The sequence below is a fragment of the Actinomadura sp. 9N407 genome, assembly GCF_044326315.1.
GTDB lineage: Bacteria > Actinomycetota > Actinomycetes > Streptosporangiales > Streptosporangiaceae > Spirillospora.
Map to the genome: position 1 here is coordinate 14,770 of NZ_JBIRAW010000046.1, position 21,899 is coordinate 36,668.

Genomic DNA, 21,899 nt, shown 5'->3' on the forward strand with positions numbered 1-21,899 from the left:
TGACCGGTCGCTACGCGGACTTGCCGGCCGGTCGTCCCTTTCCGGACTTCCCGCCCGAACGCATCCAGCCGGGCCGGCGGAGCGGGGTGAAAGCCCAGGTCATCTTGGGTTCCAGCGCCCACCGCATGCAGATGACGACCGGTTTGGAGCACAGGAACGTGCCGACGACCGCGGCCCCGGCGATCACGGCGATCACACCGGGGATCGTGTTCAGCCACGCGGCCTCCCACCAGTCGGTGAAGTCCAGCAGCCGGGTGACGAAGCCGTGCAGCAGGTAGGCGTACAGGGTGGTCGCGCCGAGGTGGGTGAACCACGTCCTGCGCTTCGGGACCACCGCCAGGAACGCCGCCACCAGCAGCGTCGCCGCGACGAACATCGCCAGCCGCATCGCCGTGCCGGTGAGGTTGCCGACGCCCAGCTCGCCGTGCGGATCCTTCCAGTAGATCCAGCTGCGGTTCATGTACTCCATGGCGGGATACATCAGCACGAGGCCGCCGGTCAGCGTGAGCCAGCCGAGGATCCGGGCGGCGGGCCGCTTGAGCAGCTCGAAGTGCTCGGGCTTCAGCAGCAGGCCCAGTACGTAGAACGGCAGCAGCCCGATCACCCGGTGGATGTTGAAGGTGTCGCCCAGCTCGCTCATGTACGACAGCAGCGAGAAGACCAGCGCCACCGCCAGCGGCCAGCGGATCTGCTGCCACACCGGGGTGGACAGCCGCCAGAAGAACAGCGCGCACAGGAACCACGTCAGGAAGTACGGGTCCAGCAGGCTGATCTCCATCTTGTTGCGCCCGACCACCCAGTCGTACAGCGAGTAGGCGATCTCGAAGACCACGTACGGCACGCCGACGTTGGTGATCAGCTTGCGCGCCTTGCCGCCGGCGAACGTCCAGTTCCGCGAGAAGTAGCCGGTGACCACGATGAACATCGGCATGTGGAACATGTAGATGAACATGTACAGGCCCTTGGCCGCCGGCACTTCGAGCCGGTAGGCCAGCGAGTGCCCGATCACGACCAGCAGGATCGCCAGGAACTTGGCGTTGTCGAAGAACGGGTCGCGCTCCTTGCGCTTGGGAGCGGGCGGCGCGGCGGGATCGGGAGCCGATGCGGCCTCGGGCGCGGGTGCCGGGACGGTCGCGACCGCGGACGGCGGGAGAGCGCCGTCGGTGTCAGCGCGGTCGGTGTGGGCTCCTGGCCCGGCCGGCGGCCGGGACGAGGGCGGTGGGGGCGGGGTGGGATACGTCATGACTACTCGGGTCGGCCCTCCTCGCCGGATGGGTCACTGCTTGCAGACGTCGTCGGTGGCCTTGACCTCGCCCTGCTGCGCGGGAATGCCGCCGGCCTTGGAGTTCTTGAGCGAGGTCCAGTCGGAGCCGACGACCAGGTCGACGACGCCGGGCGAGCCGCCGGTACGGGCGGCCGGCTGCGGCGCGTTCGGGATCAGCGCGTTGAGGGTCTGGGCATGCTGGTCGGCGCCCGTGCCGAACATGACCCGGCTGGTCTTGGTGAGCTTCATGTTGCCGCCGACCGTGACCTGGAAGCCCTGCGCCTCGAGATCGTCGGCGACCCGCGTGGCCTGGCCGTCGATGCCGCTGGCGTTGTAGACCCGGACCCGTACCTGGCTCGCCGGGATCGTGGGAGCGGCGGCGGCCTTGTCCTTGGGCTCGGCCGGTACGGTCTTGTCGTTGCGGACCGTACCGAAGAACTGGTCGGCCGCCGGCTGGGCCAGCGCCACCCGATTGGGGTCGGGCGCGTAGGCCCCCCAGGGAACGGTCACGAACCGCAGCTTGCCAGAGGACATGCCCTGCATGCCGGAGGCGATCCGCATCATCACCTGCGGGGTGAGCTCGCTGTCGGTGGTGAGCGACTTGGTGGTGGCGTTCAGCAGCCCGAGCATCTTGTTGGGATTGCTGAGCACGCCGGCGCTCATCGACTTGTTGGCCAGCGCGCCGAGGAACTTCTGCTGCCGCTTGATCCGGTCGGTGTCGGACCCGTTGCCGAGGCCCTTGCGGTTGCGGACGTAGGCCAGCGCCATCTCACCCTTGATGGTGCTCTTGCCCTTGGGCAGCTTGAGCTTGGACTGCGGGTCGTTGACCGCCTTGGGCAGGCAGACCTCGACGCCGCCGACCTTCTCGGTGATCGCCTTGAACCCGTTGAAGTCGACCTGCACGAAGTGGTCGATCTTGATGTCGGTGAAGCCCTCGATCGTCTTGATCACGCACGGCGCGCCGCCGAGCGTGAACGAGGAGTTGATCTGCCCGATCGACTGCGCCTGGGTGCGCTGCCCGTTCTTCAGCTTGCACGAGGGGATCGGCACCATCAGGTCGCGCGGGAAGCTGATGCCCATCGCCTGGCCGCCACCCGGCGACAGGTGCAGCAGGATCATGGTGTCCGAGCGGGGCGCTTCCTTGGTCATGTTGGCGCCGTACTTGGCGTTGCCCGCGCCCGCACGGGTGTCCGACCCCAGCATCAGGATGTTCATCGCGCTGTTGAGCTTCTTGGGGCGATTGGGCCCCAGCAGCGCGTTGGCGTCCTCCTGCGTGATGTTGCCGAGGGCGTTGCGGTAGACGGCGTAGGTGGTCAGTGAGCCGGCGACCATCACCGCGGACAGGCCGATGGAGACCCAGCCGAGCATGCGCCAACCGCGCCGACGGGCCGGCTGCGGGTCGGCGTCGTCGACGTACTCCATGTACATCGGGTTGCTGTTCATCGGCTCCGTGGTGGGGCCGGCGACCGCCGCGGCACGCGGTGGACCCGGCCTTCAGGGGTCGGAAACAAACTGAGACTAGGTCAGAGGAGGCGGCGCACGGACCCGGATGCGTCATTCCATCCCGATACACCGGCCACCGCTGTCACATGTTCCACGGTCACTCGTCGATCTAGGGCTGATTTGTCGAAGTTTCGTTGGATTATGACGGAAGCCATCGAGGCTAGTGGTGCGAGCAGGCCCGCGAGCACGCCGTCGAGTGTGGTGTAAGGCATGTCAACCAGCACCCGATCGTGCGCGTCCAACCCCCATTTCCCTGCGGCCCCCGCCGCCTCCTGGGCCAGCTGGACCCCGCTCAATGTGGCCTTTGTCACACTCAGCGCGGGAGCCTCGGGCGTCACATCCGGGTCCGGAACGAACCGGTCCCCGTACGAGCGCACCTCCACCGCGTAGTCGAGGACCCCGGGCGGGCAGTCGGCGAGCGGGCCGCCGAGCGCGTGCAGCGACAGTCCGATGGTCTCCTCGGCGTCCCGGTCGCTGGTCATGATCTCCCGCACCTCCTCGGCGGCCACCAGGATGTACGGCCCGGGCGTGCCGGGCGGTTCGGTCCCGGGCGCGATTCCCTCCAGGCCCACCGGCACCGCCTCCAGCCCGGCCGACCAGCAGGCCATCAGCCAGACGGCCGACTGCCAGTGCGGCGGCAGCGCCAGCACCACCCGGGTCCCGGGCTCGGCGGCCAGCCCGTCCACCAGCAGGTTGGCGGTCTTGGCCACCCAGTTGTCGAAGGTCTTGGCCGACAGTTCGACCCGTTCCCCGGCCGGGAGGTCGGTCGGGGTCGGTTGGTCGGGGAAAACACAGTCGTCGTAGAAGGTCACCAGGGGGCGGGACGGGTCGTCAGCCACCCGCTCGCGGAGCAGGTCCGCGGGTCCGATCGCACTCATGAGGGCGAGCGTACGGGCCGTGACCCGCCCGTGCTCGCGACACGGCGCCTGACGACACCGCCCAGACCGCTACGCTCCGCATCGATGAACGAGCACCCATCGACGCGCGGCATCGGGGCGGTCCGGTGAAGGCCGAGCGGTTCCTGGCCCGGCTGTCCGTCGCCCCCGCGCTCCTGGTCACCACATGGCTCGTGGTGTCGCTGCCGCTGCTGCTGGCCGGTGTCCTCCGGCCGCTCCCGGCCATCGCGCTCTTCGTTCCCGTGGCGGCGGTGACGCTGTGGTTCGGCCTGCGGGACCGGCCGAGCGTGCCGGACACGGGTTCGTCGAACACGGGCCTGTCGAACACGGGCACGCCGGACGAGCCGGCACCGGACAAGGCCGCGCCGGTCGCGTTCCCTCGGTGGTCGGCCTGGGGCGTGCTCGCGATCGGCCTGGGCTTCCTCGTGCTCCAGGTGCTGATGAGCGCCGAGCAGATCATCGTGCGCCGCGACCCCGCCTCGTACGCGCAGTTCGGGACCTGGCTGGCCGAGCACGGCTCGCTGCCGATCCCGCGGTTCCGCGAGGCGTTCGGCGGCGGCGACCCCGCGCTGAAGTACGGCAGCCCGGCCTTCTACGAGGTCGGGGGCGAGATCGTCCCGCAGTTCATGGCGGGCCTGCCGATGCTCCTGGCGCTCGGCGACTGGGTGGGCGGCACGTACGCGATGCTGGCGATGGCCCCGCTGCTGGGCGCCTGCGCGGTGGTGTCCTTCGGCGGTCTGGTCGCGCGCCTGGTCGGGCCGCGCTGGGCACCCGCCGGAGCGCTGCTCCTGGCGCTGACGATGCCGATGGTGTGGGTCTCCCGCTCGACCTATAGCGAGGTCCCCGCGCTGGTCCTGCTACTGGGCGGCCTCGCGCTCCTGTACGACGCGCGCGACGACGGGCGGGCCAAGGCGTTCCTGGGCGGGCTGGCCCTCGGGCTGATCGTGCTCGTCCGCATCGACGGGCTGCGCGACGTGCTGCCGGTCGTCGTGTTCGCGGGCCTGCTGGTGGCGTTCCGCCGGAGCACCGGGCTGCCGCTGGCCCTCGGGCTGGCTCTCGGGACCGGCGCGGGCCTGGTCGAGGGCTTCGTGCTGTCGCGGCCCTACCTGCATTACCTGCACGCGTCGTTCGATCCGCTGCTGCTCATCACCGGGCTGCTGGTCGCCGCGACCGCGTTCATGGTCATCGCGCTGCGCTGGGAGGTCACCGGATCCCGGCTGCGCCGGCTCGGCGGTGCGATCAGGCGCGGCCGGGCGCCCGCGGCGGCCGCGCTGCTGACCGTGCTGGTCGTCGCCGCGTTCGCGATCCGGCCGCTGGTCCAGACGGTACGGCGGGTGCCCGCCAACTCCGACGACGAGGTGAACGTCCACTTCATCGAGCAGGTCCAGAAGATCACCGGGCTGGCCGCCGACGGCACCCGGCAGTACTCGGAGATCTCCCTGTACTGGGCCGTCTGGTACATCGGCGTACCGGCGCTGCTGGCCGCCACGTTCGGCGCGGCGCTGCTGGTCAGGCGGATGATGCGCGGGCGCGCCCCGGAGTGGCTGCTCCCGTACGCGATGACCGTCTGGACGACCGTGCTGGTGCTGTACCGGCCCGGCATCACCCCCGACCACCCGTGGGCCTCGCGGCGGCTGATCGCGGTCGTGATCCCCGGCCTGCTGCTGTTCGCGGTCTGGGGGACGGCCTGGACGATCCGCCGGATCAGGCGGAACGGGTACGGGCCGCGCGCGACCCGCCGGTGGGCCGTCGGCGCCGTGCTGCTGCTCCTGATACCGATCGTGCTGTCGTCCGGCGGGATCATCGTCTCCCGGACCGATCAGGGCGAGGTGGCGGCCGTATGGGGCCTGTGCGACCGGCTGGGCCCCGGGCGCTCGGTGGTGGTCGTCGAGCGCGCCACCGCCGACCGGCTCCTGCAGGTGATCAGGGGGATGTGCGGCGTGCCGGTGGCCCGTACCGCGCCCGGGACGGGACCGGACGACGTCCGGCGGGTGATCCGCAAGATCTACGAGGCGGGCCGGCGGCCGGTGATCCTGGGCGCCGAGGCGAAGCAGGTGGCGCCGTTCGGAGCGGCGGATCATGTCGTCGAGCTGCGCACGAGGCAGGACGAGCGCACCCTGGTGGAGCCGCCGAACGGGACGTGGGGCCTCTCGGTCGACGTCTGGATGGCCGAGCCGCCGGCCCCCGCGGCGCCACCCTCCGTGCCGTCCTGACCGCAGAGTTCAGCCGGGGCGAGTATCCTCGCCGGGCGTGAGTACCCAGCCCTCTGAGCCGCCCGCAGCGCCTTCGGCGCCCGTTGCTTCCGCCCCGGCGGATCCGGCCCCGGCGGCAGACCCAGCACCCGCAGACCCAGCGCCCGCAGACCCAGCGCCCGTAGAACCGGCGCCCGTAGACCAGGCGCCCGGAGAATCGGTGCCCGTAGATCGAGCGCACGCGGAAACGGCCTCGGCCAAGACGCCCGCCGACCAGGTGCATGTGACGATCGTGCTGCCCTGCTACAACGAGCAGGACCACGTCATCGACGAGGTCGAGCGCATCACCAAGGCCATGGACAACAGCGGCAAGACGTACGAGCTGCTGGCCGTGGACGACAAGTCGACCGACGACACGCTGGCCCGGCTGCGGGAGGCGGCGCCCCGGTTCCCGCAGATGCGGGTGATCGCGTTCCAGCACAACAGCGGGTCGGGGACCGTCCGCCGGATCGGCAGCCAGCAGGCGCGCGGCGACATCGTGGTGTGGACCGACGCCGACATGTCGTACCCGAACGAGCGGATCCCCGAGCTGGTCGACATGCTGGACACCGATCCCTCGGTGGAGCAGGTCGTCGGGGCGCGCACGTCCGAGGAGGGCAGCCACAAGGCACTGCGGGTCCCGGCCAAGTGGCTGATCCGCAAGTTCGCCGAACGGCTGACCAACTCCAAGATCCCGGACCTGAACTCGGGGCTGCGCGCGTTCCGCCGCGAGATCTCGCTGCCGTACCTGCGGCTGCTGCCGCCCGGGTTCTCCTGCGTCACCACGATCACGATCGCGTTCCTGTCCAACCAGCACCCGGTGCGGTACGTGCCGATCGACTACGCCAAGCGGGCGGGCAAGTCCAAGTTCCACTTCACCAAGGACGCCTACCGCTACATCCTGCAGGTGCTGCGGATGGTGATGTACTTCAACCCGCTCAAGGTGCTGATGCCGCCGGCGCTGTGGCTGCTGCTGATCGGGTTCGGCAAGGGCGTGTTCGACATGGTCGTGCACTTCGGCTACTTCGCCAACAACACCGTGATGATCTTCATTACCGGGCTGCTGATCGCCTCGCTGGCGCTGCTGGCCGACCTGATCGTCCGATCTCGCGGCGACACATGACCCCGCGGCCAGACGGGATCGCGGGCCCGCTGAAGATCGCGGTCGTCGGGCCGGCGTTCCCGTACAAGGGCGGCGGCGCGCACCACACCACCGAGCTGGCGCACCGGCTCGCCGCCGCCGGGCACACCGCCGTGATCGAGTCCTGGCGCGCCCAGTACCCCGCGTTCCTGTATCCGGGGCAGCAGACGATCTCCGAGCCGGAGGGCGAGCCGTTCCCCGGTACGCGGCGGCGGCTCGACTGGCGGCGCCCGGACGGCTGGTGGCGGACGGGACGCGACCTGCGCTCGTACGACCTGGTCGTGCTGGCCGTGCTCAGCCCCGTCCAGGTCCCGGCCTACCTCGGCATCCTCTCCGGCCTCCGCCGCCGTGCCTCTCGTGCAAGTCGAACAAGAGTCGTGGCGCTGTGCCACAACGTCCTGCCGCACGAGCGCAAGCCGTACGACGTGCCGCTGATGAAGCGGCTGCTGCGCAAGGCCGACGGTGTCCTCGTCCACTCCGAGCAGCAGGCGACGCTGGCGCGCGGCCTCACCTCGCGTCCGGTGCGCGTCGCCGAGATGCCCGCGCACCTGCCGACCTCGGCGTCCGCTCCCGCGAGCGACGGGAAGCGGCACGACCGGCTGCTCTTCTTCGGGATGGTCCGCCCGTACAAGGGCTTGGACGTGCTGCTGCGCGCGCTCGCGGGAGGCCCGGAGGGGGTCTCGCTCACCGTCGCGGGCGAGTTCTGGGGAGGGGTGGACGAGACCCGCGCCCTGATCCGCGAACTCGGCCTCGACGAGCGCGTGGACCTGCGGCCTGGCTACGTCCCCGCGTCGGACGTACCGGAGCTGTTCGGTGCCGCCGACGCGCTCGTCCTGCCGTACCGGACGGCGACCGCCTCGCAGAACGTCTGGATGGCCTACGAGTACGGAGTGCCCGTCATCGCCACCCGGGTGGGCGGGTTCGCCGAGCAGGTCCAGGACGGCGTGAACGGGCTGGTCTGCGATCCGGACGACGTGGGCTCGCTCACCGACGCCCTCAAGCGCTTCTACGCCCCAGGCGAGCCGGAGCGGCTGCGTGAGGGCGTCAGCCCGGTCGACCACGCGCCGCTGTGGGACGCCTACGTGGACGTGCTGGTGAACTGCTCCGGCTCTTCCTGAACGGGCCCGTCCGGCACGGCGGGCTTGCCCCGTCCCATCAGGAAGGCGACCCCGGCCCCGGCGAGGTCGGCCAGGGTCAGGATGACGCGGGACGCGATCGCCACCACGATCGGGGCACCGGCCGGAAGCACAGGGCCGAGCACCATCACCAGGGCGGCCTCGCGCGCGCCGATGCCGCCCGGCGCGATGAACACCAGCAGTCCGAACACGAACGCCAGCGCGTACGCGCCGGCCGCCTGGAACGGCAGCCCGGCGCCGTCGCCGCCCACGGCCTCGCACAGCAGCCAGAGGTGGACGCCGAACAGCGCCCAGCCCAGCATCGTCCAGGCCACGGCCACCAGCGTCACGCCCAGGCTCACCGGGTGCTCCATCGGAGGCCGCCGCGCGAGCTTCAGCGCGGTGTCCAGGCACCAGGTCACGATCTTGGGGTGCAGCGCGGCCAGCACCACCGGCGCCAGCAGGAACAGCCACCAGTACTGGTCCCGGGCGCTTTCGGAGGTCAGCGGCAGCGTCACGGCCGCCACGGCCAGCCCGCACGCGGTGGAGGTCGCCACGGCCAGCATCGTGGAGCTGAAGCTGCGCATCCGGGGCACCTGGTGCTCGCGGGTCATCTCGATCTGCGTGACCAGCGCCCACACCTTGCCCGGCACGTACTTGCCGAGCTGGGAGATGTTGGAGATCCGGAACATCGTCCGTACCGGCAGCGGTGAGCCCAGCCCGGTCAGGTAGGTCCGCCAGCCGAGCATCCAGACGAAGAGCCCCGCGACGCCCGTGGCGAAGGCCCCCACGAGGGTGAGCCAGGACATCTGGCCGAACGCCCGTACGGTGTCATCCCACTGGGAGATCAGGCTGTAGGCGCAGAAGCCCAGCGCGAGCAGCAGCAGCAGTACGCGCAGTACCCGCATCAGGACGGCCTTGGACTTCACCCGCCCAGATTAGGCCACCCCCCGCGCCGACTCCGCACGCTCCGCCCGGACGGCGGCCTACAGTTGTCCCCGATGAAACTCTCGGATGTGGTCGCCTTCATGGGGCACCAGGTGCACGTGTGCCGGTACCGCGAGGCGGGGACGCTGCTCGACTGGATGGGCGCCGACCTGCGCGGCAAGCGGGTCCTCGACGTCGCGGGCGGTGACGGCTACTGGGCCGGGCAGGCCCGCAAGCGCGGCGCCGACGCCGTCTCGATCGATCTGATGCGCAAGAAGATGGTGTACGGGCGGAATCTGGCCCATGCCCCCGCGCTGATCGAGTGCGACGCCCTCAAGCTGCCGTTCGCGGACGGCTCGTTCGACGCGATCCTGTCGGTCTGCGCGATCGAGCACTTCGACGACGGCGGCAGATCGCTGGACGAGATGGCGCGGGTCCTCAAGCCCGGCGGTGAGATCTTCATGTCCGCCGATGTGCTCAGCCGCGCCGACGCCTGGCCCAAACTGCGCGACGCGCACAAGGCCAAGTACCACGTACAGCACACCTACACGCACGGCAGCCTGAGCGACCTGATGGACGCGCGCGGCCTCGATCTGGTGCGGCACTCGTACCAGTTCCGTACCGCCGCCGCCGAGCGCCTCTACCTGTCGCTTTCCGCCTACGGGGGCAAGGTCGGCTTCAACGCCGCAGCGCCTCTCACGCCACTGGTCGCGATGGGCGACAAGCGGGCCCCGAACGAGCGCGGCAGCATCGTGCTCATCCGTGCCCGCAAGCGCGCCTGACGGGCCGGCGACACGCGTCGGCGACACGGGCGGATTCCGCACGTTCCTTCCCGGCGGCCCCGATCGGCGTAGGCTCGGTTTCGCGGGGGAGATGATCCCCCTCGAACTGGCCGAGCCGGATAGGGGTGAATCCTTTTGGCGCCTCGGATTCTCCTCGACGCCACCGCCGTGCCCGCCGACCGCGGTGCACTGGGACGGTACGTCGACGGGCTGCTGAAGGCTCTGCACGACCTCGGCGCGGACCTCGCGGTGGCCTGCCAGCGCGCCGACGAGGAACGCTACGGCGAGCTCGCGCCCCGGGCCCGGATCGTCAAGGGCCCGGCCGCGCTCGCGCACCGCGCGTCGCGGCTCTCCTGGGAGCAGTCGGGCCTGCCGTACGTGGCGCGCCAGGTCGGCGCGGACGTGATCCATCTGCCGACCTACATGATCCCGATCCTGGCCGACCGGCCCACGGTCGTGACCATCCACGACGTGACGCTGTTCGCCGAGCCCGAGCTGCACGATCCGGTCCGGACGAGCTACATCAAGTCGGCCACCCGGACGGCCGCGCGCCGCGCCACCCGGCTGATCGCGCCGTCCCGCGCGACCCGCGACGAGCTGGTCCGGGTCCTGGACGCCGATCCCGGCCACATCGACGTGGCCTACCACGGCGTCGACCACGAGGCCTTCCACCGCCCGTCGGAGGAGGAGATCAAGCAGGTCTCCGACCGGCTGGGCCTGCACGGCCTGCCCTACATCGCCTACCTGGGCGCCCTGGAGCCGCGCAAGAACGTCCCCAACCTCATCCGCGGCTGGGTGCGCGCCTGCTCCGGCCGCCCCGACCCGCCCGCGCTCGTCCTGGCGGGCAGCGGCGGCTGGGACGACGATGTGGACGCCGCGCTGGCGACCGTACCGCTGGAAATGCGCGTGGTCCGTCCCGGCTACCTCCCCTGGACGTCGCTCCCGGGGTTCTTCGGCGGCGCGATCGCCGTCGCGCTGCCGAGCACCGGCGAGGGCTTCGGCCTGCCGGTCCTGGAGGCGATGTCCTGCGGTGCCCCGGTCCTGACCACCCGCCGCGGCCCGCTGCCCGAGGTGGGCGGCGAGGCGGTCGCCTACACCGAGCCCGACGCGTCCTCCATCGCCGCCGCCCTGGAGCGGCTGATCGAGGACCCCGAAGGGCGCCGGACGCTCGCCGACGCCGCGTACGCCCGTTCCCAGGGCTTCAGCTGGACGGCCTCCGCCGAGGCACACCTGGCCTCGTACGAGCACGCTGTGGCCCGGTACGCACCGCACGGATAGGCTCGGCCGGACGTTTTTCGAGGCCGTGGAAGGATCTTCTTGGAAGCGATTCTGCTGGTCGGAGGGCAGGGAACCCGCCTGCGCCCGCTGACCATCTCCACCCCCAAACCGCTGCTTCCCACGGCGGGGGTCCCCTTCCTCGCGCACCAGCTCGCCCGGGCGCGGGCGGCAGGCGTCGACCGGATCGTGTTCGCGACGTCGTACCGCGCGGAGATGTTCGAGGCCGCCTTCGGGACCCGCGCGCACGGCGTCGATCTGGTCTACATGAGCGAGGACGAGCCGCTCGGCACCGGCGGCGCGATCCGCAACGCGGCGGCCGGCCTCACCTGCGGCCCCGACGAGCCGGTACTGATCCTGAACGGCGACATCCTGTCCGGCCACGACGTCGCGTCCCAGGTGGCGCTGCACGAGAAGGCCGGCGCCGCGGTGACGCTGCACCTGACCGCGGTCGACGACCCGTCCCGGTTCGGCTGCGTGCCGACCGACGACGGCGGCCGGGTCACCGCGTTCATGGAGAAGACCCCGCATCCGGTGACCGACCAGATCAACGCGGGCTGCTACGTCTTCCGCCGGTCGGCGATCGACGCCATTCCCGAGGGCGAGGTCGTCTCGGTGGAGCGAGAGACGTTCCCCGACCTGATCGAGTCGGGCGCGATCGTGATGGGGTACGTGGAGTCGGAGTACTGGCTGGACGTCGGCACGCCCGAGGCGTTCGTCCAGGGCTCCCGCGACCTGGTGCAGGGCCGGCTGGCGTCGTCGGCGATGCCGGGCGAGCCCGGCGACCGGCTGGAGCTGGAGCGGGCCTCGGTGTCGCCGGGCGCGGTCGTCCGCGACGGCACGACGGTCGGGCGCGGCGCGGTCATCGAGGCCGGCGCGACGGTGCTGGGCAGCGTCCTGCTGGACGAGGCGCACGTGGCGGAGGGCGCGACCGTCCGCGACTCGGTCCTGGGCCGGCACGCGAAGGTCGGGGCCGGAGCGGTCCTGGACGGCGTCGTCCTCGGCGACGGCGCGATCGTGGGCCCCGGCAACGAGCTGCGCGGCGGCCTGCGGGTCTGGCCCGGCATCGAGCTGCCCGCGACCGCGCTGCGCTTCTCGTCCGACGCCTGACCCCCACGTCGACTCGTGGCGTGTTCGCCTCCCAACGGCCGTTCGAGGGCGAACACGCCACGAGTCAACCGGGAGTGGCGGGTAGTGTCGCGGTCGACATGGGACCGGCCGGGGTTGACGAGGCGCTGACGCGCGAGTGGAAGGCGCCGTTCGCCGTCGATCTGGTGCTGACGCTGCGGCCGCACATGCGCGGGTCGCGCGATCCGGCGTTCCGGATCGATCCCGACGGGACGGTGTGGCGCGCCTCGTTCACGCCGGACGGCCCCGGCACGCTGCGGCTACGGCAGCGCGGGGACGTCATCGCCGCCGCCGCCTGGGGGCCGGGCGCGCGGTGGCTGCTCGACGGCGTTCCCGACCTGCTGGGGGCGGGGGACGTCCCCGAGGAGTTCGAGCCCCGGCATCCGGTCGTCAGCGAATCGCTGCGGCGCCATCCGGGCCTGCGGATCGGCCGTACGGGCCGCGTCTTCGAGGCCCTCGTACCGGCGGTGCTGGAGCAGAAGGTCCTCACCGCCGAAGCCTGGCGCGCCTGGGGCTACCTGCTGCGGCGGTTCGGCCGGCCCGCGCCCGGCGATCCCGCGCTGCGGGTGCCGCCGCCGCCCGAGGTCTGGATCCGGATCCCGTCGTGGGAGTGGCACCGTTCGGGCGCCGAGGCGGTCCGCGCCCGGACGATCATCGGGGCCGCCCGGGTGGCGGCCCGGCTGGAGGCGGACGCCGCCGATCCCCGGCTGCGCTCGCTGCCGGGGATCGGCGTCTGGACCGCGGCGGAGATCCGGCAGCGCGCCGCCGGCGACGCCGACGCGGTCTCCGTCGGCGACTACCACCTGTCGGGGATCGTGGGCTGGGCCCTCACCGGCGAGAAGGTCGACGACGACCGGATGCTCGAGCTGCTGGCTCCGTACGCGGGACATCGTCACCGGGTCACCCGGCTGCTGGAACTGAGCGGCAAGGGGCCGCCGCGGCGTGGCCCTCGTCTCGCGGTGCGCGACTACCGCCGCTTCTGACCCGGGCACTGCGCATCCGGGCGGGCCGCTGCCGGCGGGCCAGCCAGAAGTGGCCGGGCTTCCAGTCGAGGCCGTCGCGGGAGTCGGAGCCGAACAGCGGTCCCAGGACGGCCAGGGCGATGATGAGAGCGAGAACGTACAGCATGATGCGGTCCTTCGTCGGAGGGTCGTGAGCCCTGGCCAGGGGCTCGTTCCGCGGTGTCCTCACTAGTGTCACCCGCCGAATCATTCAGGTCCAGCGACTGTTTCTGCAGGGTTCGTGTAAGAATCTCTTCACTATGTTGGATCTGGGGCGGCTCCGGATGCTCCGCGAGCTCAAGCTGCGCGGCACCGTCGGCGCGGTCGCCGACGCCCTCGGCTACAGCCCGTCCGCGGTGTCCCAGCAACTCGCCCAGCTCCAGCGGGAGGTCGGCGCAGAGCTGGTCGAACGGGTCGGCCGCCGGCTCCGGCTGACCGAGGCGGGCGAAGTGCTGGCCGGCCATGCCGAGGCCCTGCTCACCCAGGCGCAGCGCGCCGAGGAGGAGGCCCTGGCCGCCAGCGGCAAGGTCGCGGGCGTCGTCAGGGTCGTGGGCTTCCAGACCGCCCTCCTGCACGTCCTCGCGCCCGCCCTGCCCGGCCTGCGCGCCGCGTACCCCGACCTCACGGTGGACGTCCTGGACGAGGAGTTCCACCGCGTCCTGGAGGCGCTGGTGCTGCACGAGATCGACGTCGTGATGACCGACGAGTACTCGCACCTCCCGCGCCCGCGCCGACCCGAGCTGACGGCCGAGCCGCTGGTCACCGAGCGGATGCGGCTCGCGCTTCCGGAAGCCGAGGTGCACGGCGACGACCCCGTCCGGATCGCCGGCCTGGCCGACCGCTCCTGGGTGGCGGGCCACGTCGGCACCAACCACGCCGACCTGCTGGAGCGCACCTGCGTCGAGCTGGGCGGCTTCCGGCCCCGGATCCGGTTCCGGTCCAACGACTTCATGGTCCTGTTCGCGATGGTGGCGCACGGCGAGGCCGTCTGCCTCGTACCGGACCTCGCCCTGGCCGAACGGGAGGAGGGCCTCGCGGTCCGCGACATCGCCGAGGCGCGGGTCAGCCGCCGCATGGTGATGTGGACCCGCGTGGGCGCCGACGTGCGTCCCTCGGTACGGGCGGTGCTCGCCGCCCTCCGCGAATCCGCCGACGCCCTGGCCGCCCGCCGCCCCCGCCTGGTCCGGGGTATCCCCGAAGGGGAATAGATCCTCGGCGGGGCGCGCTGTCCCCGATGTTCTTGTGCGCCCCTGCCCCTCTTCTTTCTATGACGCTTGGCATAGAGTGCGATGTCATGGACGCCATGAACAGCAGCGGGCCAACGGAGAACGCGATCCGGCGGTCGCTTGCGCGGGCACGTGACGGCAAGACGCTCGACTTGACCGAGGCCACCACCCTGTTGCATGCGCGCGGCGCGCAGCTCGACGATCTGCTGACCTATGCGGCGCGTACCCGGGACGCCGGGCTGGAGGCCGCTGGACGGCCCGGGGTCATCACCTACAGCCGCAAGGTCTTCATCCCGCTCACCCGGTTGTGCCGGGACCGGTGCGGCTACTGCACGTTCGCCACCGTGCCGCACAAGCTGGAGTCCCCGTTCCTCAGCCCGGACGAGGTGCTGGAGATCGCGCGGCAGGGCGCCGCGATGGGCTGCAAGGAAGCGCTGTTCACGCTCGGCGACCGTCCCGAGGACCGCTGGAAGCAGGCGCGCGAGTGGCTGGACGCGCACGGGTACGACGACACGCTCTCGTACGTGCGCGCGATGGCCATCCGGGTGCTGGAGGAGACCGGGCTGCTGCCGCACCTCAACCCCGGCGTGCTGAGCTGGCGTGACTTCCAGCGGCTCAAGCCGGTGGCGCCGTCGATGGGGATGATGCTGGAGACGACGGCGACCCGGTTGTTCAGCGAGAAGGGCGGGCCGCACTTCGGCTCGCCGGACAAGGACCCGGCGGTACGGCTGCGGGTCCTGGAGGACGCGGGCCGCACGAACGTCCCGTTCACCACCGGGATCCTGATCGGCATCGGCGAGAACTTCGAGGAGCGCGCCGACGCCATCTTCGCGCTGCGCAGGACGATGCGGGAGTACGGGGCGGTGCAGGAGGTCATCGTCCAGAACTTCCGCGCCAAGCCCGACACCAAGATGCGCGACACCCCGGACGCGGAGCTGGAGGAGCTGGCGGCGACGATCGCCGTCACGCGGCTGGTGCTCGGGCCCAAGGCGCGCATCCAGGCGCCGCCCAACCTTGTCGCCGACCAGTACGCACTGATGCTGCGGGCCGGGATCGACGACTGGGGCGGGGTGTCGCCGCTGACGCCGGACCACGTCAACCCCGAACGGCCCTGGCCGCAGATCGACGACCTGGCCGCCAGGACCGCCGAGCAGGGCTTCGCGCTGCGCGAGCGGCTGACGATCTACCCCGAGTACATCAAGCGCGGCGAGCCCTGGCTGGACCCGCGCGTGATGGCGCATGTCGCGGCGCTGGCCGACCCGGAGACCGGGCTGGCCCGCGAGGACGCCGTGGTCGAGGGGCGGCCCTGGCAGGAGCCGGACGGCGGGTTCGAGGCGTTCGGCCGTACGGACCTGCACGTCGAGATCGACACCAGCGGGCGGACCGGGGACCGGCGCGAGGACTTCGACTCCGTCTACGGCGACTGGGACGCGATCCGCGAGCGGATCAGTGCCCCCGAGCGCTTCGACTCCGACATCAAGGCGGCCCTCTCGCACGCGGAGAAGGACCCGGCCGGGCTGTCGGACGACCAGGCGCTGGCGCTGCTGCACGCCGACGGCCCCGAGCTGGACGCGCTGGCGAAGATCGCCGACGATCTGCGCCGGGACGCGGTCGGCGACGAGGTCACCTACGTCGTCACCCGCAACATCAACTTCACCAATGTCTGCTACACCGGCTGCCGGTTCTGTGCGTTCGCCCAGCGCCGTACCGACGCCGACGCGTACACGCTGTCGCTCGGCCAGGTCGGCGACCGGGTGGAGGAGGCGTGGGCGGCCGGGGCGACCGAGATCTGCATGCAGGGCGGCATCCACCCCGACCTGCCCGGTACGGCCTACTTCGACCTCGCGCGCGAGGTCAAGAAGCGCGCCCCGGAGATCCACCTGCACTCCTACAGCCCGATGGAGGTCATCAACGGCGTCAGCCGGACGGGCCTGTCGGTACGGGAATGGCTGCTGGCCGCCAAGGAGGCGGGCGTCGACTCGCTGCCGGGCACCGCCGCCGAGATCCTGGACGACGACGTCCGCTGGGTGCTGACCAAGGGCAAGCTGCCCACCGACCAGTGGGTCGAGGTCGTCACCACCGCGCACGAGGTGGGCATCCCCACCACGTCGACGATGATGTACGGGCACGTGGACACTCCCGCGCATTGGGTGGCGCATCTCAAGCTGCTGCGTTCCATCCAGGAACGGACCGGCGGGTTCAGCGAGTTCGTGCTGCTGCCGTTCGTGCACCACAGCTCGCCGATCTACCTGGCCGGGCTGGCGCGTCCGGGACCCACCGCGCGCGAGAACGTGGCCGTGCACGCGCTGTCCCGGATCCTGCTGCACGGCGCGATCTCCAACATCCAGACCTCGTGGGTGAAGCTCGGCGACGAACTGTGCACGCGCGTCCTGCAGGGCGGCGTGAACGACCTCGGCGGGACGCTGATGGAGGAGACGATCAGCCGGATGGCCGGGTCGGAGAACGGCTCGTTCAAGACCATCAGCTCGCTGGAGGCGATCGCCGCCGCGGCCGGCCGGCCGTCCCGCCAGCGCACGACGACGTACGGAGAAGTGCCCGCCGAACGGATCGAGGCGGCCCGCCGTACCGACGGCGTCGGCAACTTCGGAAAGGCAGGTCTCAGCCTTCCGCTGGTCAGCACCTGACCATTGGAAATAGCGAGGACTGGGAAATAGCGAGGACCGGGTGGCGCCGAAAAGGCATCACCCGGTCCTGCTTCTATTTCAGCGGACCTCGATGAAGGCGTCCGGAGAACGCGGCGGGCGCTGCCTCGGCGGTGCGGCCGCATGGCCGATTCCGACGGCGCCCATCGGGTCCCAGGCGTCCGGAAGATCCAGAACGTCCCGGACGACATCGCGGCAGAACATCGTGCTCGACACCCAGCAGGAGCCGAGCCCCTCCACCGCCAGCGAGACCAGCAGGTTCTCCACTCCGGCGCCGGTCGCGACCACGAACATCTCGCGCTCGGCCGCCGACCGCCGCTCGTCCGGATAGTCGTGCGAGCCGTCCATGACCAGGCACGGCACCACCAGGTAGGGCGCACGGCGCAGCAGGTCGCCGCGGCGCAGCCGCTTGGTGATCGACTCCTCGGTGAAGCCGTCCCGCCGCAGGTCGGCCTCCCAGGCGTCGCGCATCGCGTCCAGCAGCCGCGTCCGCGCCCCGGCCGACTCCAGCAGCACGAACCGCCACGGCGTCGTGTGGTGCGGCGCGGGAGCGGTGATCGCGGCGGCCACGGCCCGCCGGACCGCCGCCGGGTCGACCGGCTCCCCGGTGAACTCGCGGATCGTCCGGCGCGCGTGCAGCACCTCGGCCGAGCCGTACCGGAACATGTCCTCGTCCGGCGGCCGGACCAGCACCCGCGCGCCGGGCCCGTCAGCACCGGTGACCAGCGAGCCGAGCCCGCGGACCACCGCGACCGGTACCCCGTCGAGCTTGCCCTTGACCAGCTCGCCGGCCGAGGCGATCTCGTCCGCGACGGCCGTGATCGTGGCGTCGAGCCGGTTGCCGTACGTGTCGTCGCGGCCCCGGAAGTCGTGCAGCGGCGCCAGCCCGGCCACCCCGATCGCCGCGTCGATGAGCCCGTTGCGCCACGGCCGGCCGAGCGTGTCGGACACGATCACGCCGACGTCCAACCCGGCGCGCTCGCGCAGCCCGGCGCGGATCCGGCGGGCCGAGGCGTCGGAGTCCTCGGGCAGCAGCAGGACGGTGCCGGGTTCGGTGTTGGACGCGTCCACCCCGGCGGCGGCCAGCACCAGGCCCTGCCGGGTCTCCACGATCCGCGTCTCGCCCTTGGCGTGCGTGCGCCGCGCGACCACCCGCACGGTCTCGGAGTCGATCGCCTTCTCCCGGTCGTCGGCGACCAGGACCCGGCCCTCCGCCTTGCTGACGATCTTGGACGTGACCACCAGCACGTCGCCGTCCCGCAGCAGTTCGGCGGGCAGCAGCGCGGCGATGTCGTCCCCGTCGGCGACCTCGGGCAGGCCGGGGATCCCGAAGATCTCGATGCCGCCCCGCGCCCCGGTCACGCGAGCTCCCTGGCCAGGTCGAGGGCGGCCCCGGCGATGGCGGCGGTGGCGTCCGGATCGCTCATCAGCAGCGGGCGCGACCGTACCTCGATGCCCGGAACCTCGACGCTGGCGTCCGCCTCGTCGACGAGCCAGCCGTTCAGCAGGCCGGAGCCGTAGTGATCGGCGACCGCGCGGGCGCTGGTCTCCACCCCGATCGCGGTCAGGCAGGCGTCGGCCATGCCGCGGACCGGCGCGTCCCCGATGATGGGGGAGACCCCCACCACCGTCTTGGCCTCGAAGGCCTCCCGGATGCCCGGCACCGCCAGGATCGTTCCGACGCTCACGACGGGGTTGGACGGCGGGAACAGCACCACGTCCGCCGCCTCGATCGCCTCCAGCACGCCGGGCGCGGGCTTGGCCTCCTCGGCCCCGATCGCCGTGATCGACTCGGCCGGGACGGAGGCGCGCAGCCGTACCCACCACTCCTGGAAGTGCACCGCCCGCCGGCCCCCGTCGGGGTCATCGATCACCACATGCGTCTCGACCTGGTCGTCGCTCATCGGGATCAGCCGGACGCCCGGCTTCCAGCGGTCGCACAGTGCCTCGGTGACCGCCGACAGCGGGTAGCCCGCCGCCAGCATCTGGGTGCGCACGATGTGGGTGGCGAAGTCGCGGTCGCCCAGCCCGAACCAGCCGGGGCCGACCCCGTAGGCGAGCAGTTCCTCCTTCACCGTGAAGCTCTCGCCGGTACGGCCCCAGCCCTGCTCCTCGTTGATGCCGCCGCCGAGGGTGTACATCACCGTGTCGAGATCAGGGCACACGCGCAGGCCGAACAGGGAGATGTCGTCCCCGGTGTTGCCGATCACGGTGATCTCGGCGTCGGGGGCGGCCTGCTGGAGTCCGCGCAGGAAGCGGGCCCCGCCGATCCCGCCCGCGGGCGCCACGATCTTCATGCTCATGCTGTGCTCCCGTTCATACGATCACCCTAAGGTCTGCCTGACGGATCATGCGTCGGTGATCTGTCGGGCAGCCGGGTTCGTGGTCGGTGTCTGTCCGGCGTGACCATGGCCCTGCCCGTGGGGGGTGGGGGTGGTGGTTCATCCGGGGTCGGCACCGTACTGGTCCGGGTCGGCCGAGCAGAGGCCGCCCGCCACCAAGCCCGCCACCGTGCATCCAGGCGGCGTTCGGGGTGATGGGCGGCTGCCGCGGTGCCCGTCCCCGTCCCGGCCTTGCCGGGTCGGGGGGTGGGCAGGGGCGCGGTTGACTCGGTCAGGGCTCCAGGCAGCCCTGGCCCGCCCGCGCCCAGTGCGCGGCGGGAGCTGGTGTAGTCCACCCGTGCGGTGGAAGGGTCGCCGGGATCGGTGAAGTGGACGAAGGCGGCCAGCGCGGCGGCGGTCAGGTCGCGGTCACCGGTTAGCCCGCACCCGCCGTCCTCCACACGGCACTCATGGACGCGGACGCCTAGGGGTTTGGGGACGCGGCGTCCGCATAGGCAGTGCTGGGACAGGGCGGTGGTGACGGTGGAGGCGCGTAGCAACTGTCCGCCGGTCTTGGCGCATTCGTCCTGTAGCGCGGCGGTCAGCATGCCGGGGGTGAAGCGGGCGCAGGCGCGTCCCCACAGCCGGAACCAGCCCGTGATCCGGCAGTCCTCGATCACCAGGTGCGGACCGTGGACGGCGACGATCTGCGCGGCGGTCTGCCGGGCCCGGGTCGCACGTGATTGTGCGGCGCGCTGGTCTGCGGCTGCCAGGCGGGCGCGTAGCCGCCGGTAGGTGCGTGACAGGGTGTCGCTGCGTGGGGATCGGCGGGGCTTGCCGTCGGCGCGCGCCACCCGCGGACCGGCGGGCACCGGCACCTGCTTGGGCGGTAACCCGGCGGCCTGGCGGCGGCGGTCCCGTTCGCGCTGCCGTTTACCTGGCTCGTACTGGGTGGTGTTGGCGGCGCGGCGGGATCGCTCCAGCGCCCGTTGCCGCCTGCGCCGTTTATGTTCCTGGCGGACCAGGCGGACTTGCTCGGCTTCAGGCAATGTCACCTTCGACGAAACCACCGCCGTGCCCGCCGCGATTGGCGGAGGGCCGGTACCAGGAGAGGCGTTGTCAGGGTCTGCAGGGCGGACCCCGCAGACCCTGGCGGTAGCCGGCGAGGCGCTGGGAGGTGTGGGGAAGGACACTGCTGCCAGATTGCTGACGTTAGCGTCGACGCCGCCGCGCCGGTCGGTGGGTGCGATTGCGCGGCGAGTCATGGTGGAGGCCGGTATGTAAGGGTGGGTGAGGACCATCAGGTGAGCTTCATAAGCCCATCCGCCAGGCTCGGCCGGGGCGGCACGCCGTACCAGGTCCACCTTGTGCCACGCGGCCGGATCCCCCAGCACATGCAGCAGATGCGGCCACTGCGCGGAACCCTGCGGCAGCCGCACCGGCAGCACCAGGTCGCCCCGGGCTCCGGCAGGGCCGCCCGCATACACCACCACCAGCGGCCCAGCGTGATCCCACCACAGCCCCCTGCCGCTGTCCTTGCCGCCCGCCCGCGGCGCGGACGGGGTCGGCATGGTCCGTCGTTGCGCCAGCACGGTGGTTCCTGGTGGTAGCGCCGCCGCCTGCTGCGGGGTGATGGCGGGGAGCAAGCCGGGTGCTGTGTGGGCGGTCAGGTGTCCGGCCAGGGTGCCGTGCAGCCGGAACGTCTCCCACTTGCGCGCGATGGTGTGCGAACGCGCCCGCCCCGGTAACCGGGTGAAACCCTGCCACGTCCCGGCCTTGGGCAGGCCGTGGCGGCGGCCGGACTTATCGGGGAACAAATGCCGTTCCAGACCGGTCCACACCTGGTCCGCCAGGTGCATCGCCACTGCCTTGGACAAGTGATGCTTCAAATGCCCCGAAGCATCCAGATGCCGGTAAGCGGCCCGCTCCAGCCCTTCCCGCGACAACCCCAACTCCCGCCGCCGGGCCGCCGCCTGCCCAGGGATCCGGCTCCGGCAATCTGACCGATAGGCGATTGCGCGGGCACGGGCATCACCCTTGAGTGCGCGCTGGAGTTGCCACCCGGCATCGAACAACCGCTCCAACCGGTACCGAGCCGCCGGGTCGGGAGTCAGCCGCAGGCGCACCACCGTCACCTCAGCCGGACGCCGCCACACCGGGCCCTTGTTCCCGCCCCGAAACCGCCGTCCACCGGCCGGGGCTGCCGTCCCATCCGCAGGCGCGGTGTTGGGGTCGCGGCCGGGAGGCGCCGCCGTATCAGCGGCGACCGCATCCAGAATGGTGTCGGACGGTGACATGTCGAGCACGGTACGCCATCGGATGATGGATGCGCAGCCCGATCATCGAACACATGACCGAATGTCCGGCAGTCCTGCACGGGGCATATATCCCGCACACCACCGACCAAGATCCATCAGACACACCGG

At 71.6% G+C, this 21,899-nt stretch carries 16 protein-coding genes; 9 read left to right on the top strand and 7 right to left on the bottom strand.

Annotated features, from left to right (window positions below; genetic code table 11):
* Nucleotides 1-10: 10 nt before the first annotated feature.
* From ACH34Q_RS42735 to ACH34Q_RS42745, 3 genes are all read right to left on the bottom strand, one after another.
* Nucleotides 11-1,243, bottom strand: coding sequence for an acyltransferase family protein (locus ACH34Q_RS42735; RefSeq protein WP_395988944.1), 1,233 nt, complete (start codon nucleotides 1,241-1,243; stop codon nucleotides 11-13).
* A 33-nt stretch (nucleotides 1,244-1,276) separates the two neighbouring features.
* A complete protein-coding gene (locus ACH34Q_RS42740) occupies nucleotides 1,277-2,707 on the bottom strand; it encodes an LCP family protein (RefSeq protein WP_395988945.1) in 1,431 nt (476 codons plus the stop codon).
* A gap of 80 nt (nucleotides 2,708-2,787) precedes the next feature.
* Nucleotides 2,788-3,645, bottom strand: a complete 858-nt coding sequence (locus ACH34Q_RS42745; protein ID WP_395988946.1) for a TIGR03089 family protein — start codon at nucleotides 3,643-3,645, stop codon at nucleotides 2,788-2,790.
* Between the two features lie 125 nt (nucleotides 3,646-3,770).
* On the opposite strand from ACH34Q_RS42745, the gene ACH34Q_RS42750 reads away from it, so the two are divergent.
* The 3 genes from ACH34Q_RS42750 (at nucleotide 3,771) to ACH34Q_RS42760 (ending at nucleotide 8,153) form a co-directional block, all read left to right on the top strand.
* The gene (locus tag ACH34Q_RS42750) at nucleotides 3,771-5,876 is read left to right on the top strand and encodes a hypothetical protein (RefSeq protein ID WP_395988947.1); all 2,106 of its coding nucleotides are present in this window, start codon (nucleotides 3,771-3,773) and stop codon (nucleotides 5,874-5,876) included.
* Nucleotides 5,877-6,075: 199 nt separating this feature from the next.
* Complete coding sequence (locus ACH34Q_RS42755; RefSeq protein ID WP_395988949.1) at nucleotides 6,076-7,017, top strand: glycosyltransferase family 2 protein; 942 nt, start codon at nucleotides 6,076-6,078, stop codon at nucleotides 7,015-7,017.
* The gene (locus ACH34Q_RS42760) at nucleotides 7,014-8,153 is read left to right on the top strand and encodes a glycosyltransferase family 4 protein (RefSeq protein ID WP_395988950.1); all 1,140 of its coding nucleotides are present in this window, start codon (nucleotides 7,014-7,016) and stop codon (nucleotides 8,151-8,153) included. The genes ACH34Q_RS42755 and ACH34Q_RS42760 overlap by 4 nt, the downstream gene beginning before the upstream one ends.
* On the opposite strand, the gene ACH34Q_RS42765 is transcribed toward ACH34Q_RS42760, so the two are convergent.
* Nucleotides 8,114-9,079, bottom strand: a complete 966-nt coding sequence (locus ACH34Q_RS42765) for a YbhN family protein (RefSeq protein ID WP_395988951.1) — start codon at nucleotides 9,077-9,079, stop codon at nucleotides 8,114-8,116. The two genes, ACH34Q_RS42760 and ACH34Q_RS42765, sit on opposite strands and share 40 nt — an antisense overlap.
* Nucleotides 9,080-9,151: 72 nt before the next feature.
* On the opposite strand from ACH34Q_RS42765, the gene ACH34Q_RS42770 reads away from it, so the two are divergent.
* From ACH34Q_RS42770 to ACH34Q_RS42795, 6 genes are all read left to right on the top strand, one after another.
* Nucleotides 9,152-9,859: a class I SAM-dependent methyltransferase gene (locus tag ACH34Q_RS42770; RefSeq protein ID WP_395988952.1), complete on the top strand. Its 708-nt coding sequence runs from the start codon at nucleotides 9,152-9,154 to the stop codon at nucleotides 9,857-9,859.
* Between the two features lie 135 nt (nucleotides 9,860-9,994).
* Nucleotides 9,995-11,137 (top strand): glycosyltransferase family 4 protein, encoded by a 1,143-nt coding sequence (locus ACH34Q_RS42775; protein WP_395988953.1) that lies wholly within the window; start codon nucleotides 9,995-9,997, stop codon nucleotides 11,135-11,137.
* Between the two features lie 39 nt (nucleotides 11,138-11,176).
* Nucleotides 11,177-12,244 (top strand): sugar phosphate nucleotidyltransferase, encoded by a 1,068-nt coding sequence (locus ACH34Q_RS42780; protein WP_395988954.1) that lies wholly within the window; start codon nucleotides 11,177-11,179, stop codon nucleotides 12,242-12,244.
* 74 nt (nucleotides 12,245-12,318) lie between these two features.
* Nucleotides 12,319-13,245, top strand: a complete 927-nt coding sequence (locus ACH34Q_RS42785; RefSeq protein WP_395988955.1) for a DNA-3-methyladenine glycosylase family protein — start codon at nucleotides 12,319-12,321, stop codon at nucleotides 13,243-13,245.
* 278 nt (nucleotides 13,246-13,523) lie between these two features.
* Entirely contained in the window at nucleotides 13,524-14,471 is a 948-nt protein-coding gene (locus ACH34Q_RS42790; protein ID WP_395988956.1) for a LysR family transcriptional regulator, read from the top strand.
* Between the two features lie 95 nt (nucleotides 14,472-14,566).
* Nucleotides 14,567-17,134, top strand: a complete 2,568-nt coding sequence (locus tag ACH34Q_RS42795; protein WP_395988988.1) for a bifunctional FO biosynthesis protein CofGH — start codon at nucleotides 14,567-14,569, stop codon at nucleotides 17,132-17,134.
* Nucleotides 17,135-17,212: 78 nt separating this feature from the next.
* Here ACH34Q_RS42795 and ACH34Q_RS42800 read toward each other — a convergent pair whose 3' ends face one another.
* Genes ACH34Q_RS42800 through ACH34Q_RS42810 form a run of 3 tightly spaced genes read right to left on the bottom strand, consistent with a single transcriptional unit; the run spans nucleotide 17,213 to nucleotide 21,770 of the window.
* A complete protein-coding gene (locus tag ACH34Q_RS42800; RefSeq protein ID WP_395988957.1) occupies nucleotides 17,213-18,514 on the bottom strand; it encodes a coenzyme F420-0:L-glutamate ligase in 1,302 nt (433 codons plus the stop codon).
* Entirely contained in the window at nucleotides 18,511-19,449 is a 939-nt protein-coding gene (gene cofD, locus ACH34Q_RS42805; RefSeq protein ID WP_395988989.1) for a 2-phospho-L-lactate transferase, read from the bottom strand. The genes ACH34Q_RS42800 and cofD overlap by 4 nt, the downstream gene beginning before the upstream one ends.
* Before the next feature lie 32 nt (nucleotides 19,450-19,481).
* Nucleotides 19,482-21,770, bottom strand: coding sequence for a hypothetical protein (locus tag ACH34Q_RS42810; RefSeq protein ID WP_395988958.1), 2,289 nt, complete (start codon nucleotides 21,768-21,770; stop codon nucleotides 19,482-19,484).
* Between the last annotated feature and the right edge of the window lie 129 nt (nucleotides 21,771-21,899).

Excerpts from the sequence above, each read along its gene's own strand:
- ACH34Q_RS42735 (WP_395988944.1), bottom strand. The coding sequence starts at position 1,243 with ATGACGTATCCCACCCCGCCCCCACCGCCCTCGTCCCGGCCGCCGGCC.
- ACH34Q_RS42745 (WP_395988946.1), bottom strand. The coding sequence starts at position 3,645 with ATGAGTGCGATCGGACCCGCGGACCTGCTCCGCGAGCGGGTGGCTGAC.
- cofD (WP_395988989.1), bottom strand. The coding sequence starts at position 19,449 with ATGAAGATCGTGGCGCCCGCGGGCGGGATCGGCGGGGCCCGCTTCCTG.
- ACH34Q_RS42770 (WP_395988952.1), top strand. The coding sequence starts at position 9,152 with ATGAAACTCTCGGATGTGGTCGCCTTCATGGGGCACCAGGTGCACGTG.
- ACH34Q_RS42795 (WP_395988988.1), top strand. The coding sequence starts at position 14,567 with ATGAACAGCAGCGGGCCAACGGAGAACGCGATCCGGCGGTCGCTTGCG.
- ACH34Q_RS42760 (WP_395988950.1), top strand. The coding sequence starts at position 7,014 with ATGACCCCGCGGCCAGACGGGATCGCGGGCCCGCTGAAGATCGCGGTC.
- ACH34Q_RS42740 (WP_395988945.1), bottom strand. The coding sequence starts at position 2,707 with ATGAACAGCAACCCGATGTACATGGAGTACGTCGACGACGCCGACCCG.
- ACH34Q_RS42810 (WP_395988958.1), bottom strand. The coding sequence starts at position 21,770 with ATGTCACCGTCCGACACCATTCTGGATGCGGTCGCCGCTGATACGGCG.
- ACH34Q_RS42790 (WP_395988956.1), top strand. The coding sequence starts at position 13,524 with ATGTTGGATCTGGGGCGGCTCCGGATGCTCCGCGAGCTCAAGCTGCGC.